Here is a 17,250-nt window from a genome sequence, read left to right as displayed (position 1 = left end):
GTTCATTTCGGATAGATATCGGCGTCCTGATCCTCACCGCCCGGAGCCCCATCCGCGCCGAGCGAGAACACCGCCGGTCCTCCGTCGGGACCGGGGTTCTGATACTGGTAAGGGCGGCCCCATGGATCGTCGGGCAGCCGCTGGATATAACCGCCACGCCGGTAGCGCGCAGGCTGCGCCAGTCCGGCAGGCGGCTTCTGCAGAGCTTGCAGGCCATCGCCAGCCGAAGGATAGGTCAGGTTGTCGAGACGATATTGCTCGAGCGCCTGGCCCAGGATCGAGATGTCGGCCTGCGCCTTGGTGGTCATCGCGCGGTCCTGGCTCGGGAGCACGTTGATGATGACGACGGTGGCGAGCAGGCCGATGATGAAGATCACCACCATCAGCTCGACCAGCGTGAAGCCGCGTTCCGAGTCGTTATGGAGCGCGCTCCTGCGGAGGCAGAAGCCCATCACGGAAGGTTCGATGATAGACTCCTGCCTTCGCAGGAGCGCAATAGCATTGATGATGCGCGAAACTGTCATACTGACCTCTAGGCTCCGGTGAAATTTTGCAGCTGCAAGATGGGCAGCAGGATCGACAGGATGATGACGGCGACCATGCCGCCCATCACCACGATGATAGCGGGTTCGAGCAAGGATAGCGCGGTCGAAGTGAAATTGTCGAATTCGCGCTCGAGATAATCGGCGGCGCGTTCGAGCATGCCGTCGAGCTGCCCCGACGTTTCGCCGCTGGCGGTGAGATAGACAAGCAATGGCGGGAACACGCCGCTCGCGCGCATCGCACCCGAAAGGCTGCCGCCGCCGCGGATCGCCTCGACGATGCCGTCGGTGGCTTCCTTGAGCACGCTGTTGCGCACCGTCTGCGAAGTCAGGCGCAGCCCTTCGAGCACGGGGAGGCGCGAGGCGACCATGGTGCTCATCGTGCGGGCCATGCGCGCGGCGTGCAGATCGCGCAGCAGGCGGCCGAGCAGAGGCAGGCGCAGGATCATCGAATCGAAGCCATAGCGAATCCTAGGATCCTTCAGCAGCCGCCACATCAGCACCGCAAGGCCCGCGATTACCAGCGCGAGCACCCACCAATAGGCGGCGAGGAAGCTCGAAATGCCGATGACGATGCGGGTGATCAGCGGCAGCTGCTGCTCGACATTGTCGAACTGCTCGACCACGCGCGGGACGACCGACACCATCAGCCCGACCACCACCATCATCGCGACCAGCGCCAGCACGATGGGATAGGCCAGCGCGCTGATCAACTTGCCGCGCATCTCGGCTTGGCGCTCCAGCAGGTTTGCGAGCCGTTCGGCGATCTGCGGTAGCGATCCGGAAGTCTCGCCGGCGGACACCATCGCGCGGAACAGCGGCGGGAAACTCTTGGGCTCGCGCTTCATCGCCTCGGACAGGCGCTGGCCCTCCAGCACGCCCGCATGAACGTTGGAGAGGATATCGCGGACATGCTCCTTCTCGTTCTGGCGGCTGACGGTGCGCAGCGCCTCTTCGAGCGGGCTGACCTGGATCAGCGAGGACAGCTGGCGGGTGAACAAAGTGAGCTGCTTGGTGCCGAGCTTCTTGCCGCCCAGGCTGAAACTCAGCGATTGCCCCGCGCTCTTGGCCTGCGCGGGTTCGCAGCTGACCACATAGAAACTGCGCTCGGACAGGCGGCTGCGCGCAGCGTCATCGTTCGCCGCGCTGATCCGTCCCTTGCGCTCCTTGCCGGCGGGGTCCAGCGCGACATAGGCGAAATCAGGCATCCACATCCTCGCGCCGCGAGATGCGGATCGCCTCCTCGGGCGTGGTCTGCCCGCTCTGCACCAGCCTCCGCGCGGCGCTCGACAGATTGGGCTGCTTCAAAAAGGCGTGACGCGCGATGATCGCTTCGTCTCCGTTATCGTTGATCAGACGGCGGATCGTCTCGTCGATCCGCACCGCCTCGAACACACCGATACGTCCGGCATAGCCGGTATTGTTGCATTCTTGGCAGCCGACCGGTTCGTAAACGATGGTGCCGGTGTCGAAACCGAGCAACGAGGCGACGCTGCCGCTGGCCTCCACCGGTTTGCGGCATTCGGGGCACAGTCGCCGCACCAGCCGTTGCGCCAGCACCGCGCGCAGGGTGGAAGCAAGCAGGAACGGCTCCACCTTCATGTCGCGCATCCGCGTGATCGCGCCGATCGCGTCGTTGGTGTGGACGGTGGACAACACGAGATGGCCGGTGAGCGAGGCCTGCACCGCGATGTCGGCGGTCTCGCGGTCGCGGATTTCGCCGATCATCACCACGTCGGGATCCTGGCGCAGGATCGCGCGGAGGCCCGCGGCGAAGCTCATGCCGACCTTGGGATTGACCTGCGTCTGCCCCACGCCGTCGACGGCATATTCGACCGGGTCCTCGACGGTCAGGATATTGCGGCTGCCGTCGTTCAATTGGCGCAGGCTGGCATAAAGCGTGGTGGTCTTGCCCGAGCCGGTCGGGCCGGTGACCAGGATGATGCCATTGGGTTCGGCCAGCGCCTCGCGCAGGATCACCTCGGCGGTGTCCGACATGCCCAGCAGATCGAGGTCGATCCCGGCATTTTCCTTGTCGAGAATACGCAGCACCACGCGCTCGCCCGCGCGACTGGGGAGAGTGGACACGCGCACGTCGAGCAGCTTCCCGCCGAGCGTCAGACCGATGCGGCCGTCCTGCGGAATGCGGCGTTCGGCGATGTCGAGCCGCGCCATCACCTTGATCCGGCTGACCACCACCGGCGCGACATGCGGCGGCATGCGCAGCTTTTCCTGCAGCATCCCGTCGATCCGCATCCGAACGACGAGGCCGCTTTCATAGGGCTCGATATGGATGTCGGAAACGCCCTGGCGCGCGGCCTCGGCGATGATGCCGTTGATCAGGCGAATGGCGGGCGCATCGTCGGCGCTGTCGAGCAGATCGTCGGCGGTCGGTAGGTCGCTGATGCCCTCCGAGCCGATGTCGAGCGCACCGGCCATTTCCGCGGCGCTGCCGTCCATCGCATAATGGTTGCTGAGATGCTTGTCGAACGTCGGCACGTCGACGAAGTCGACATCGAACGGCATGGCGAGATGGCGGCGGACCTCGAGCAGGATCATCGGATCCGCGCCCTCGCGGACCGCGACCGAGAGCCGCTGGTTCTCCTGTTTCAGCAGCACCACGCCATGTTCGCGCGCGAAACCATAGGGGATGTCGAGCAGCGGCGCGCGGGCGGGGCGATCCTCGCCCGGCGCGGCGAACGGCGTATCGGGAATGCCGCTCGGCGGCAGCACCGGCTCCTCGGCCGCCACGGGTTTGCCGCGCCCGATCCTCATCGCGGCGTCTCGCCATCAGGTCCGCCGCGCGCGGGCAGTTCGCCCGGTTCCTGATAGACCGGCGTCACGGCGCTGGGCGGAACGTCGACCGGCACCACCACCGTTCCGGGCGGGGGCGGCGGCAGCGTGCCGGTCGCGCCGATCAGCGTATCGCCGGGCTGGAAGATGTATGGACCGCCGGGGGGAACCGCGCCCAGATAATCGCGTACCAGCTCGTCGAGCGTCGGCTCCTGGTCCGGGCGGCGCAATAGCTGCTGGCCACGCAGATAGCCATAGCGCTGCGCCGCGATCTTCGCCTGGTCGGCACGGCTGCGCAGGATGGTCGGGCGGATGAAGACGAGCAGGTTGGTCTTGACCCGGGTCCGCGCGCGCGACTTGAACAGCTCGCCGATGATCGGGATGTCGCCGAGCAGCGGAATCTTCTGGATCGTGCGCCGCTCGTTGTCGTCGAGCAGCCCGCCGAGCACCGCGATCTCACCGTTGCCGACGGTCAGCGTGGTCTTGATCTCGCGCTTGTTGATTATCAGCTCGTTGAAATCATCCGATACGGGCCCGGCGATCGAGCTGACTTCCTGCTGCAGGTCGAGCCGCACCTCGTCGCCCGCGTTGATCTGCGGCGTCACGATCAGCTCGATGCCGACATTCTGCCGCTGGATGGTACGAAAGGCGTTGTCGAAATTGTTCGACAGCGCCTCGCCGGTCGATACCGGGATTTCCTGACCGAACAGGATCGAGCCCTCCAGCCCGTTGTTCACGGTGAGCGAGGGGGTGGAGAGCACGTTCGATTCGGTATCCGCGCGCACAGCGTTGATCAGCGCGCCCAATATGCCGCCGCCGCCGAGCGGTATCCCGAGGCCGAGGAAACCGCCGCGCGCTCCAAGTATGGCTTGCGCCGCATTCTGGCGCAGCAGATCGCCGGTCGCGCTGTTGGTGCTGGTCGTGACCGACGTCCCGTTGATCACCGTGGTCGTCTGATCAAGCTGGTTGGCGAGTATGCCGCCCGCGATATCGAGGATATTGGGCTGGATGTTCGAAAAATTGGTGACGCCGTAGCCGATATTGTTGTCGCCGAACAGGAACTGGACGCCCAGTTCCTTGGCCAGCGAGTCCGAAATCTCGACGATGATCGCTTCGACCTGGATCTGGTCCTGGCGAATATCGAGCTGGCGGATGACCTCGCCGATGGTGCGCTGCGTGTCCGGATCGGCGGCCACGATGATGGCGTTGGTGCCCTCGTAGCGGGTGATGATCGCGGGACGCCGGCCGGCGATACCGCTGTTCGAGGCGCCGCCGCTGCTGGTGGTGACCGTGCTGACCGCGGCAGGCGTGCTCGACGAATCGGATGAAGAACCCGACGTGACGTTCTGCGCCAGCGCCGGGATATTGGCGCTGGGCGCGGTCACCGTGGCGGTCTGTTGCTGGCCCACCAGTTGCTGCAGCACGGGAAGCAGCGTCTCGGCGTCGGCATAATCGAGGCGGTAGATCTTCACCTCGCTGGTGCTGCGCGAGCGCTGATCGAGATCCTGCGCGATGCGCACGAACTCCGCTACTGCCGACGGATCGCCGCGCAGGGCGATCGAATTGCTGGTCGGGAAGGGGACGACCGAAACCGGCGCCACCGCACCTTCGCCCGCCACGCCCTGCGTCGCCAGTGCTTGCAGCGACTGGGCGATCTCGCTGGCGTCGGCGTTCTGCAGATTGACCACGCGGGTCGCGCTATTATCGCGATCGATCTGGCCGATCAGCTGACGCATCCGGCGGATATTGTCGGCATAGTCCGCGACGATGATACTGTTGGCGCTGCGATTGGCGGTGATCGAACCCTCGCGGCTGACCAGCGGACGCAGGCTCTCGACCGCCTGAGTCGCGTCGATCGAGTGGAGGCGGAACACTTCGGTCACGAATTCGCTGGCTGAACGCGCGCGGCTGCCGACGCGGCTGGGCTGCGTGGCGGCGCCTTCAGCCTGCTGGATACGATAGGCCCCGCCGCTGGTCGGTACCGCGACGAGACCGTTGGCGCGCAAGGTCGATAGAAATATCTCGAAATATTCGGAGCGGCTGAGCGGGCGCTCGACGACGACCGAGACCGTGCCTTGCACCTTGCTGTCAACGATGAAGGTGCGGCCGGTGACGCGACCGGCATCCTGGATGAAAGCCCGGACGTCGGCGTCGCGCATGTTCATCACATATTGCGCGGAGACCGGCTCGGCGACCACCATCATGAACGCCGCGGCGATGAGAGAAATCTTGCGTAGCAATTACTGCTCCAAATTCAAGGCGAGAGGAACGGTCTGAGCACCGCGTTCGACCATCAGCGACAGCCGCGCGCCGGGCTTGATCTGCTGCTGGACGAAGGCGGCGTCGGACGCGGATTTGATCTGCCGCCCATTAACCGCAGTGATGATGTCGCCAGGCAAAAAGCCCATGGCGCGATAACCCGCAACGTCGCCGCTGGGTGCGGCCACGACGCCGGTAATCCTGCCGCCCACGGTGCGCGGGTTCAAGGCGACGAACTTGTTGAGATTTTCCACCGTGCGCGGCGGATTGCCGGTGCTCGATACGGTGGCGTCCGAGGTTCCAAGCGGCTTGGCCCCTGCGGTGCCACCGGTCGACGGGGAACTGCCGGCACCGACCACTTCAGCGGGCACCGATTGATCGAGATAGACGCGCTCCTGAGTCCCCCCGCGGCTGACCACCACATGATCGAACGCCACGCCCACCAGCGTTACACCGGACTGGATTTCTTCGCCGACTACATAGCTGTTCTGAATGCCGTCGCTACCAGCGATGATCGCCGAGCCAAGGCCCGAACTGCCGTTCATCAATATGCCGAACAGTTCGATCTGGAGCGATGTGACGACCGCCTGGCCTTCATCGAGTTTTGCGCCGCGCGAAAAGGGATTGAAACTGGTGAACAAGGCTTGCCGCGTAGCCAGCGGAAGCACCACCGCGCTCGCCGGGCGCCAGTCGCCGACCGGCGATATCGGTGTGACGACGGTCCAGACGAGTCTTGCGATCTGGATGAGCAGCGCAAGCAGGGCGATGCTGAAGAACAACGCGAACAGGCTCGGCCGCGGAAGCGACCGCAGGCGATCGGTGCGAAAACCGGTCTCGAACAAACTGCGCACGGACACTCCCAACCCGATCCAGGCATAATCGAATCAGACCGCGCCCCCCGGCAGCGGCCATGATCACGCGAGCCCTCCGCTATTCATAGTTCATGACTGCAGCGTGACAACCGAAAGTAACGTTTGTGACAAGACCGAGCGTCGCTCCAAGGGCAATCGAAGGGGGTTGGCCGAGGCCATGCCCGCCCGCCATCACGGTTCAGAACCTGGCGCTGAGACTGGCGGCAAAGGTCGTGCCGACCTCATAGACATTGTTCAGCACGGTATAGCCGTCGCCAAATTGTCGCTCGTAGAAGTCGCGTCCCGTGATGTTGCGAGCCTCGAACTTCAGCTCGAACTCCTGACCCGAAATATCGAAGCCCTCGCGCGCCACGATGTCGAGCCGTAGTCCCGGGCTCTCGACGATGTCCGGGTCGATCCCGCCGCCGGTATTGCGCGGACCGCGATTGGAGACGCGGTCGCTGGCATAGCTAAGCAGAAACGTGACTTGCTGCAGGAGTTCGGTATCTTCGATACCGAATTGCAGATTGGCGAGATGTTCGGACTGCCCGGTAATCGGGCGGCCATCGACGAACACCTGATCGGAGGACAGTTCGAGGAAGTTGTTCGGCGGGCGGTAAATGCGCACCATGTTGTCCGTGTCGGCCTTGATGCTCGACTGGCTGTAGGTGTAGTTCGCCGAAAGCACGATCCGCTTGGTGGCAAAGAGGTCGCTGGAGAACAAGCCGTCGAGCGGAAAGAATTTCACCAGTTCGATCTCGCCGCCATAAAGGTCTGCGCTCGGCGCATTGGCGAATGTGGCGCTCAGGCGGTTTTCGTTCACGTCGGCAATGGTTTCGATCGGATTGTCGATATTCTTGTAGAACCCGGCGATCGAAATGCGCTCGCCCCGTCCCGGATAATATTCGACGCGCGCTTCCGCATTGATCAACTCGCTGTCGACCAGGAACGGATTGCCTGAAAAGCTCCGGTCGGATTCGACATCCTGAAAGGGGATCGGCGCGAGCTCGCGAAATTGTGGCCGGGCGACGGTCTTCGATCCGTTGACGCGAAATTGAAAATCGTCCGCGAAGTTCCAGGTCAACGTCGCCGCCGGAAGGAAATAATCGTTGTTCAGCGTCTGGACGAAATCGCCGCTCGGGTTGGTGCCGAAATAATCAACCAAGGTGATCGATTGATCGCCAGATTCGTAGCGTACGCCCGCTTCCAGGCGGACGCCGCCGGTCAACTCGACCTCGGCCTTGGCATAGGCGCCATGCACGGTGAGATCGCCGCGATACTGGATGTTCAGCGTATCGATCGTCGTTTCGTTGAGATAGATTTCGTTGAAATCGATCGATCCGGGGGAGAGGAGATACTGGATCGGCAGAATGTCGAACGGCAGGATCGTCTCGTTGGCAAGCTGGCGGCCGCCATCGCGAAATTCGAGCGTCCGGCTGGTGAAATCGCGCGAGACGTCGGTATAGCTGTAACCGGCCGAAAGCACGACGTTGAGGTCGATCGGCAGCGCATAGGCGAAATCGATGCCGCCGTTCCACACATCCTCGTTCAGATCGCTGAACGTGATGCTGGGGGGCGAGGCACGCAGATCGTTCGAATAACTGTTTTCCCCGGCATTGTACAAATAGGGGATGGTCCATTCGAGCGGCGATTTGCGCTTGGAATTGGCGTAGGCGCCGCGCGCCTCGACCGAAAGATCGCCGAACTTGAATTCGCCGACCAGCTGCGAGTTGATCAGCTGGCGCTGGACGAAGCTGCTGGCGCTTTCGATGCGATCGAACGGATTTCCGACGCGATCGATTACGTCGCCCGAGTTAAAGGTATAAATACCCGCGCGCCGGGCAAGTTTCGAGGTATCGTGAATGTAGAGGTTGGTGAAGCGGATCTTGTTGTCGTCGTCGAACTCCGCGCCAAGGCCGAGAAGGCCGTTGGCAACGATCCGGTTCTCGGTCCGCACCACTACCGAATTGCGGTTAAACGTCGGGCCGTCGGCCACCTGCTGCAGCTCGGCGCGGGTGCGCCAGCCATTGCTGTAACCCGCATTGGCGATCACACCGAGCCTGGTGTCGCCGGCATAGAAGCTGTAACCCGCATTGGCATCGAAACTGGCGTTGGCCGGAATTTCGTAATTGCGCTGCAGGACGCCGGTCGCCGAGACCGGGACGAGCTTGGCCAGAGCGGTCAGATTGTCCTGACCGTAATTGCCTTGATTGATCGGAGTGCGGGTGTCGAGCGCGTCGCGCAGGCCGTCCAGATCGCTGCCGCGCGTGCCGTCGTCATAGCCCAATATATCGGTATCGCTGCCATAGTAGGTATAGCCGAACTGGGCGGTGGTCTGGCTGTCGCCGCTGATCCCCGCGCCGACCGTGAGGAAATTCTCGTCCGGAATAGCCGGGGTGGTAAGATTGATGACACCGCCGCCGAACTCGCCGGGATAATTGACCGAATAGCTCTTCTGCACCACCGCGCTGGATATGACGCTGGTCGGAAAGAGGTCGAGCGGCACCACGCGGCGCAGCGGTTCGGGCGAGGGCAGGGCGAGCCCGTTGAGTAGCGCCAGCGAATAGCGGTCGCCCAGACCGCGCACGAAGACGAAACCGTTGGTGGTCACCGAAAGGCCGGTGACGCGGCCGAGCGCGCCGGCGATGTCGCCGTCGCCGGCTCGGGCGATCTCTTCGGTGGAAAGCACGTTCACAACCTGCGTGCTGTCCCGCACGGGTTGCGGAATATTGCGACCCCTGACAACGATCTCGTCTGAAAATTCGCCGGCACCGGGAGCGGAAATGTCGACATTGTCCTGGTCGTCCGACTGATCCTGGTCGGGTGAGTCGGCCGCGGTTTCACCCGAGGGCGGCTGCGTCTGCGGTACCGACTGGGTGGACTGGGCTGCAGCGGGTACCGCCGTCAGCGCGGAAGTGGCGAGCAGAAAGCCGCCGATATGGCGCAGCTTGAGCATGGAGGTCGTCCCCGTTCTTGAAAGATAGCGTGTGCGGGGCGGCAACCGCTCATGCAGTCGCCGCCCCGCCGTTTCGGTTCGCCGATCAGCTCGCGCGGTAGACGGTGCAATCGGCATCGCTGTCGAAATTTACGACATCGGTGTTGCAGGTCCAACCGGCGTACCAGCGGTCGTTGGCGTCTCTGACGGCACCGATATAGCCCGGGCTCTCCAGGAACAGATTGTAGTTCTCGCTGAGATTGCCCGTCGGCGTCACGCCGTTCTCGTTGGCACCGTTGATGAACACCGACATCAGCGAGTTGGTGAAATCGCCATTGGTGTTCGTGTTGCCGGCGGCGGTGAAGGCCTGCGCTTCGAAATCATCGCTGTCAGGATCGTAGAGCGTCGGGCAATCGAACACGACCGATTGAAACACCGGCGGTCCATTGTCGTCGTCGGACGGTGTGTCGTTGCCGGTCGACGTCGGGCCTGCCGGTTGTACGGTAAAGGCGTTATCGACATCGAGACAGCCAGCAGAGCCGGAAGCGTTGGACTGGCCGAAGACCACTCCGTTGATGAGCGCAATATCGGCGCCGCCGCGCAGCTTTATGACCGGCGAATCCGTTTCCGGGCTGATGATGGTGAAGTTGGCGATCACCGTGTCCGTACGCGGATCCTGGTTGGCAGCCGCGGCACTGTCAGTCGAGCTGTCGATCTCGAAGATCGTACTGTCGCCGGCTTCCCCGGTGTTGGAACCCGGCCGTCGGACCGAGATCACATATTGGATCGCTCCCTGATAGCCGGTGTCGAGATCGACCGAATCGTCCGAAATACCGGTAAAGATCAGATGCGACATGTTCTGCCGTCCGCCGAAGCTTTCGATGCCGTCGTCGGCGCTATTGTGCACCTGGACATAATCGATCTGCGTGTTCGATCCGATGCCGCCGGTGGTCAGGCCCTGCAGCTCGTTGCCGCCCGAACCCACACCGCTGAACAGGATTTGCGCGTAACGGATCTGACCCGCGTCCCAAGTCGGCACGTTGCCGCCGTAGAAAATCGGCTGGCCGACCGGTCCTTCGACCGAGCGTTCACAATTGCCTTGCGCAAGCGAAGTTCCGCTGGCGCAGTCGGCGACGGGCGCACGACCGAGCAGTTGGAGGCCGCCCCATAGACGGTTGGTGGAATCGTCCACATCGCCGGTCAGCTGGTCGATATGGGTGAAGATAATCGGATCTTCGGACGTACCGACCGCCTCGAGCCGCGAACCGCGGTTGGCGACGAGAAATGCGCTGACGTCGGTCGCGACGACCGAAACGCCGGGCTGGATGCTCATCACGACCGCCGAGTTGGCCGTACCGTCAAATCCACGGTCCATTCCGATTTCCGTACGGCTGGGAAGTGTATAGACAACGCCTTCGTCGCGGCGCGCGGAAAGGTTGATGTTCTGCGTGATCACGCGGTCCGAGATACGGCAATTGCGTACCGTACCGGCATCGTTCGCCAGCGTGATGATACCGTTATCGACGGTGCCGATGGTACAGGCCGAAGCCGGCGCGGCGGTAACCGAGGTCGGCGTAGGTGTCGGAGTGGGCGTAGGCGTCGGCGTCGGCGTCGGAGTGGGGGTCGGCGTAGGCGTAGGCGTCGGAGTCGGAGTGGGGGTCGGCGTCGGCGCGGGCGTCGGCGCAGGGGCCGGTGCCGGCGGCGTGATTACGATATCGGGCTGAGCGATATCGTCGGCGCCGCAGCCGCTGAGAACCGCCACCGCGGCGGTCGCGTACAAGATTGCACGAAGCTTGGAGTTGGTCATGGGAATTTCTCCGCAACAGAAACTTTGTGCCCGTTGCCGGGCGTTCGAAAAGACGATGCGAAGACGAATCATATGGAGCCCCCACCGTCGCCAGGCAGGGACTAGGCAAGTTCTGTGACGGATGGATGCAGTCACGGTGACAGTGACGGGTCTGAAATATTACATATCGGCGACCCTGGCTCGGCAGGCGGGCTTTCCATCCGCAGATATCGAAATTAAAGGCGCCTGTTAGGATTATGATGCGCAGGCGTCACAGTTTGAAACTATTGAACCGAAATGGCTTGCAACATTCTTTTTTATGCTATGATCGCTTGGCTGGCAGGGGTGGCCGGTTCCTGATTACTGCGTGACCGAGGGGAAACCGATGGCGATTCACGCCCGTATTGCGAACGACCGACCGACCGACGCGGCCAACGACCGCCTCAATCCGAACGTGATCGAGCGGGAGTTTTCCGAAATCTCGCTTCGCCACGACGTCGAGGACGGCATTTTCTGGTGTTACATGGACCAGAAGGGGCGGCCGAGCTATACTTACGCTTTGGGCGAGGAAATCCAGCAGGTGCATGACTGGATCGCCGGTGCAGCGGTACCGGGCGCCGCGCCCGAACTTGCGAGCTTGCGCTATTTCGTCGGAGCCTCGAAGACGCCGGGGATATTCAATCTCGGCGGAGACCTGCGCCATTTCGCGGAGAACATTCGCAATCGGGATTTGCCCGCGATGCGTGCCTACGCCGAAACCTGTACGCGCATGCAATATGCGCATGCCTCCGGATTTGGCGCGCCGATCGTGACCATGGCGCTGGTGCAGGGCGATGCCCTGGGTGGGGGGTTCGAACATGCCTTGGCGTTCGACATATTGGTGGCGGAACGCAGCGCCCGTCTTGGCCTACCCGAAATCGTGTTCAACCTATTTCCCGGCATGGGCGCCTACAGCTTCTTGCTCCGCCGCGTCGGCCGCAGGACCACCGAGGAGTTTATCCTGGGCGGCAAGATTCATCACGCAGAAGAACTGCATGAAATGGGAATCGTCGATATCCTCGTCGAGGATGGCGAAGGAGAAGCGGCGATCGTCGATTATGCCCGCAAGAATCGTGGTCGATTTCATGCCGAGCGGGCCGTCTATGGCGCGCGCAAGACAGTGCATCCGGTCAGCCTCGAGGAATTGCTCGAGATCACCAACATCTGGGCCGAAACCGCAATGAACTTGACCGACGCGGACGTGCGCAAGATGGAGCGGCTGGCCGATGCGCAGGAACGGCGTATCGCGCGGCGGGGTCCGCGCAGCCTCTGACGCGGACGCGGACGCGGACGGGGCGACCGGCGCGATCAGGCGGCGCGGATCGCGCTTGCCGTCAGCGCCGACAATTCTTTCTCCACGAGCCGCGCTTGGCTGGCGGCACATGCCGCCATCTTTATTCCGTCCGCCTGAAAGTCCGGAGCCGCGATCGTTTCGAGCTTGCCGCACAGCGCGCTAAGCTCCGCCGCGCCGATATTGGCGGCCGAACTCTTGATCGCGTGGGCGGCAAAGCGGAAAGCTTCCAGATCCGGGTCCGTCGCCGCACGATCGAGATCGACGAGGAGTTTCTCGACGTCTTCGCAATAGCTTTCGCACAAGGAGGCGAGAAATTCCTCGCCACCCATTTCGAGCAGACTTTTGATTTGCGCGGAATCGAGGACCGAGTCGGTCGCTTTCAGCGAGCGCTCGATCGCGACCAGCTTGCCCAATGGGTCCGACGGCAGTTCTTGCCGTATTTCCTCGTCGTCGTCGCAATATTGTTCGACGGCAGCGATCAGTTCGACCCGGCGCATCGGCTTGGTAAAATGCGCATCCATTCCGGCGTCTAGACAACGTTTCTGGGTCTCATCAGTGGCATCCGCGGTAAGGCCGAGAATCGGCAGATGTGCGCGCGGGCCTTCGATCTGGCGCCATATCGCGCAGACTTCGATGCCGGATATTTTGGGCATGTTGACGTCAAGGAACACGATATCGAGCTCCAGTTCCTCCAACGCCGCGAGCGCTTCCTCGCCGTCGATCGCGTAATGTACTTCGTGACCGATCGATTCCAAAATCGTTTTCAGCACTTCGCGGTTGGTGCGGTTGTCGTCCGCCACAAGGATGCGGCGCGGCGTGGTTCGAACGGTGTCGGCTGGTTCGAGCTCGCGCTGCGCGGACGGTAATTCGGCGTTGCGGAAGGAGCAACCGATCCGCACCGCGCTGCGCAATGCGGCGAAATCGGGCCGCTCGGGAATCACGGTCGCGAACGCGGCGCGAAGCTTTATGTCATCCAGATCGACGGCGTTGCCGGAACGCAGCAGCACCGGAGGTGTTCGTGCCTCGGCGAATTGCGCCCAGAGCACGTGCTCGGGAGCAATTCCGTCAATGATGCGGTCATCGATGATGGCGATGTCATAGCATTCGAGCATGACCGTGCCGAGCGAAGCACGCAGTGCATCGAAATCCCTGCAGACGTGCCAGTCGATCAGCGTGTCGCCGCCGTCGATCTCGATCGGGTCTGGACCGAAATAGACGATTTTCGAATGCATGTCCTCGACGTCGCCAGTTCCATTGATCGCAACGGGGCCGCGATAAGTGAACCGGCTGCCCTTGCCGAGCTCGCTATCGACACCGAGGCGGCCACCCATGCGCTCGGCGAACTGCTTGCAGATGGCGAGGCCCAAGCCGGTTCCGCCAAACTGGTCCAGCACAGTTTCGTCGGCCTGCGTGAACGGCTCGAAGATGCGTTGCTGGGCCTCGAGAGCGATGCCGACGCCGCTATCTTCCACCGCGAACCAAAGTTCGGCTTTGTCCGCGTCATGTTCGACCCCGCACTCGATGATCACCTGGCCCGTAGCGGTGAACTTGATGGCATTGGCGGCGAGATTGACCATTATGTTGCGAAGCATGTCCGCCGGACCGTTCAGCGATACATCGCTGCCGGTATTGGCGTGGCAGTGGAAGGCGATCGCCTTGTCCATAGCCTGGGGAAGAAGGATTTCCTTGGTTTCGGCAAGCAGGTCGGGCAGCGTAAAGGTCACATTTTCAATCGGCGCCTGGGTGCTTTCGCTGCGGGAAGCGTAAAGCAGCTGGTCGATGAGGTAGAGCAGGTGCTCGGCCGCCTTGTGGCTGCTGTGGATCATGCCGGCCACGCGCGGGGTCAGATTTTCCTCCGCCAGCTGGCTGGCATAACCGATGATCGCGTTGAGCGGCGTGCGCAATTCGTGGCTCACGCTGGCGAGGAAATAGGTTTTGGCGCGATTGGCCGTTTCGGCCTGGTTGGTCGCACGCGACAGGCTGGCGATCAGTTTCGAGCAATAAGCGGGCAGGATCAGCAAGCCCGCGAGCAGCGAACAGGCGAGAACCGGTATCGCGCGCCAGAAGGGCGACAGCGCGATAACGGCGCCGAACGATGCGAACATGGCAACCGAGGCGACGAACAGCCACCGATTCCCATAGCGAAAGCCGTTGCCGAGGATTGCCCAGATCATGATGACATAGGCAAAGGACATCGTCGCGGGGTCCCAATATTGCACGGCGCCGCCCATGATCGCGTCCAGTAGGATCGCGGCGAGCCAGCGATATTGCGGGCGCATGTCGGTCTGCCGACCGACCATCAGCAGGGCATTACAGCTCAGATAGCCCGCGAAGGCGACAATGACATAGGCTGAGACGCCTGAAACCATGCAGATGAACAGGGCCAGCGAACCCATCACCACCCGATTGGTGAGAATTTCCCGCTCGCCCTTCAGGCGGCGGTCGGTTTTCTCGATCGGCGCAAAGCCTTGAAATGGAGACATGCTCATCGCTTGTTCGACCAAACCCGCGTCGCATCGTTCGCCAGCATGCTTGCCAGCGCCTCGCTGCCCATCGGCCGACCGGTCAACCAGCCTTGGACCTCGTCGCAGCCCGATGCACGAAGCAGATCGAACTGCGCCTGCGTTTCGACGCCTTCGGCCACGACGCGCATTTGCAGAGCGTGGGCGAGATGCGCGATCGTGCTGATGATGGCGCGATCGACCGAGCTTTCGGTGATCCGCGAAACGAACGCGCGGTCGATCTTCAGGCGGCTGGCGGGCAGATCGCGCAGATATTGGAGCGAACTGTAGCCGGTGCCGAAATCGTCGATCGAGATGTTGATGCCGGCGCGGCGCAAGGTGGCCAGCGCGTCGAGGATCTCCCGGTTGCGCTCGAGCAGCACCTCTTCGGTGATCTCGATGCAGAGCAGATCCGGATCGACGCCGAACCGCTGCACCCTGGACAGCATTTCGTGAACGACATCCTGCGTCTGGAATTGCCGCGGCGAGATGTTGATCGATATCCGCGGAACCATGATCCCGCGCGCTTCGAAGTCGACGATCTGGCGGCAGGCGGCCTCGATCACCCAATTGCCGATGAGGTCCATCAGGCCGCTGTCGTTTGCGACGTTGAGAAAGTCCTTGGGAAGCAGCCGCCCGCGGACCGGATGGTTCCAGCGGATGAGCGCCTCGAGCCCGACATATTCGCGCGTTCCGAGCGCCACCACCGGCTGATATTCCAGCTCGAACTGGTCTTTCGCAATGGCCTCGCGAAGCTCCATCTCGGTGCGCGCATTGGCCTGTGCCACCTGATTGAGCTCCGGCGAGAAGAAACAGAAGCCGTTGCGGCCACGCGCCTTTGCGTCATACATGGCAAGGTCCGCCAGCCGCAGAAGTTCGTCGGCGTCGCTGCCGTCGTCGGGAATCAGCGCGATGCCGATGCTGGCACCGACGATCTGTTCGACGCCGTTGATCAGATAGGGCCGGTTGATGTCGCGCAGGAGGTTCGCGCAGCGTCGGCTGATTTCTTCGGCATCCTCGACCCCGCGCAGCACCAGCGCGAATTCGTCGCCGCCGATACGCGCGGCGATCTCGTCGGAATTGAGGAAACCGCCGAGCCGCTCGGCCACTTCGCGCAGGAGGATGTCGCCGGTCTGGTGACCGCGCGTGTCGTTGATGATCTTGAACCGGTCGAGATCAAGCAGCAGCAACGCCGCGCTCTCGCCGTCACCCCTGGATTCGGCGATTGCCTGACCCAGCCGTTCGCCCAGAAGCGCGCGGTTGGGCAGGCCGGTCAGCATATCGTGCAGCGCGAGATGGGTACGGTGCTCTTCGGCGAACTTGCGCGCGGTGATGTCCACCGCGGTGGTGAGCACGCCGATGGTCTCGCCCTCGCGGTTCATCAGCGGGTTTTTGTTGCAGTGGAAGATGAGCTCCACGCCGTCATTGGTCAGGCGCTCTTCATAGTGCGGCAGCGGCTCGCCGCTCTCCAGCACGATCGCATCGCGCCGCCGCTCCCGTTCGCCGAACTTTTCCGGCACCAGTGCATACATTTCGCGGCCGACCAGCTCGTTGGGCAGGCGATCGAACATGGCCGACTGATAGGCGTTCAGGAACAGGCATTTGCCGTCCTTGTCGAGCGCGTTGATCATGATCGGGATGGTGTCGATGATCTGTTCGAGCATCGATTTGGCGCTCTCGTCGCTGCGCAACTCGGAATCCCCGCGCACCGCGTGACGGCCGAGGTCCGTCGCGCGCCGGGCAATCTCCCGCTTGCGCTCGCGCTGTTCGAGCAGGAGCAGCGAGCGTTCCTTGAATTCGGGCTGGGAAACGGGGCTTTGAAGAAAGTCCGTGGCGCCCGCGTCGAGCGCGGCGATACGGCATTCGCGGTCCTGATGCGCGGTGATGACGATCGCGGGAATGTCGCCGCCGGCGGGCATCGAGCGGACCTTGCGGATAAATTCCGCGCCGCTCATTTCGGGCATGCGATAGTCGACGATCAGTAGGTCGACGCGCTCGCGCTCCAGAAACGTGAGCGCGCGCACGGGGCTTTCGAAGCAGTGGACATCGAATCCATTGCCCATCATTTTGACGAACTGCGCGTAAATGCGAAGATTCGTCGGACGATCATCGACTATGACAACCCGTGCCTCCATAAAGCGGCGCTAGTCGGGCTTGCTCTAGATTTGGTTAACCTCGTTGCAATCGATGGCTGGGGCCTTGCGAAAAAATCGCGGGCAGGCTGGCGCTGCCACGTTAACCGCCGCTAAG

The 17,250-nt window shown here is 62.6% G+C and carries 11 protein-coding genes; 2 read left to right on the top strand and 9 right to left on the bottom strand.

Annotated features, from left to right (window positions below):
* Nucleotides 1–2 precede the first annotated feature (2 nt).
* The 7 genes from gspG to ACOQPC_RS08940 all read right to left on the bottom strand — a co-directional run bounded on the left by gspG (nt 3) and on the right by ACOQPC_RS08940 (nt 11,187).
* Nucleotides 3–452 (bottom strand): type II secretion system major pseudopilin GspG, encoded by a 450-nt coding sequence (gene gspG / locus ACOQPC_RS08970; RefSeq protein ID WP_420605404.1) that lies wholly within the window; start codon nt 450–452, stop codon nt 3–5.
* A gap of 80 nt (nt 453–532) precedes the next feature.
* Complete coding sequence (gene gspF, locus ACOQPC_RS08965; protein ID WP_420605403.1) at nt 533–1,750, bottom strand: type II secretion system inner membrane protein GspF; 1,218 nt, start codon at nt 1,748–1,750, stop codon at nt 533–535.
* Entirely contained in the window at nt 1,743–3,317 is a 1,575-nt protein-coding gene (gene gspE / locus ACOQPC_RS08960; protein ID WP_420605402.1) for a type II secretion system ATPase GspE, read from the bottom strand. Before gspE ends, gspF begins: the two co-directional genes overlap by 8 nt.
* Nucleotides 3,314–5,575, bottom strand: coding sequence for a type II secretion system secretin GspD (gspD, locus tag ACOQPC_RS08955; RefSeq protein ID WP_420605401.1), 2,262 nt, complete (start codon nt 5,573–5,575; stop codon nt 3,314–3,316). Before gspD ends, gspE begins: the two co-directional genes overlap by 4 nt.
* The gene (locus tag ACOQPC_RS08950; protein ID WP_420605400.1) at nt 5,576–6,445 is read right to left on the bottom strand and encodes a type II secretion system protein N; all 870 of its coding nucleotides are present in this window, start codon (nt 6,443–6,445) and stop codon (nt 5,576–5,578) included. It abuts the gene before it with no gap.
* A gap of 199 nt (nt 6,446–6,644) precedes the next feature.
* Nucleotides 6,645–9,401, bottom strand: a complete 2,757-nt coding sequence (locus ACOQPC_RS08945) for a TonB-dependent receptor domain-containing protein (protein ID WP_420605399.1) — start codon at nt 9,399–9,401, stop codon at nt 6,645–6,647.
* A gap of 85 nt (nt 9,402–9,486) precedes the next feature.
* Complete coding sequence (locus tag ACOQPC_RS08940) at nt 9,487–11,187, bottom strand: hypothetical protein (protein WP_420605398.1); 1,701 nt, start codon at nt 11,185–11,187, stop codon at nt 9,487–9,489.
* 364 nt (nt 11,188–11,551) lie between these two features.
* Between ACOQPC_RS08940 and ACOQPC_RS08935 the strand changes: the two genes are divergently transcribed.
* Nucleotides 11,552–12,478 (top strand): crotonase/enoyl-CoA hydratase family protein, encoded by a 927-nt coding sequence (locus ACOQPC_RS08935; protein ID WP_420605397.1) that lies wholly within the window; start codon nt 11,552–11,554, stop codon nt 12,476–12,478.
* A 35-nt stretch (nt 12,479–12,513) separates the two neighbouring features.
* Here ACOQPC_RS08935 and ACOQPC_RS08930 read toward each other — a convergent pair whose 3' ends face one another.
* Together ACOQPC_RS08930 and ACOQPC_RS08925 are read right to left on the bottom strand one after the other, a co-directional pair.
* A complete protein-coding gene (locus ACOQPC_RS08930; protein WP_420605396.1) occupies nt 12,514–14,982 on the bottom strand; it encodes a response regulator in 2,469 nt (822 codons plus the stop codon).
* A 2-nt stretch (nt 14,983–14,984) separates the two neighbouring features.
* Nucleotides 14,985–17,063 carry a putative bifunctional diguanylate cyclase/phosphodiesterase gene (locus ACOQPC_RS08925; protein WP_420608105.1) on the bottom strand — a complete coding sequence of 693 codons (2,079 nt, stop codon included), beginning with the start codon at nt 17,061–17,063 and terminating at the stop codon, nt 14,985–14,987.
* Between ACOQPC_RS08925 and ACOQPC_RS08920 the strand changes: the two genes are divergently transcribed.
* Nucleotides 17,040–17,249: a hypothetical protein gene (locus tag ACOQPC_RS08920; protein WP_420608191.1), complete on the top strand. Its 210-nt coding sequence runs from the start codon at nt 17,040–17,042 to the stop codon at nt 17,247–17,249. The genes ACOQPC_RS08925 and ACOQPC_RS08920 overlap by 24 nt on opposite strands.
* Nucleotide 17,250 lies beyond the last annotated feature (1 nt).

The sequence above is a fragment of the Novosphingopyxis sp. genome, from assembly GCF_965218915.1.
Lineage (GTDB): Bacteria > Pseudomonadota > Alphaproteobacteria > Sphingomonadales > Sphingomonadaceae > Novosphingopyxis.
Note: the sequence above shows the minus strand (reverse complement) of the source record. Positions and strands in the feature narration are given on the sequence as shown.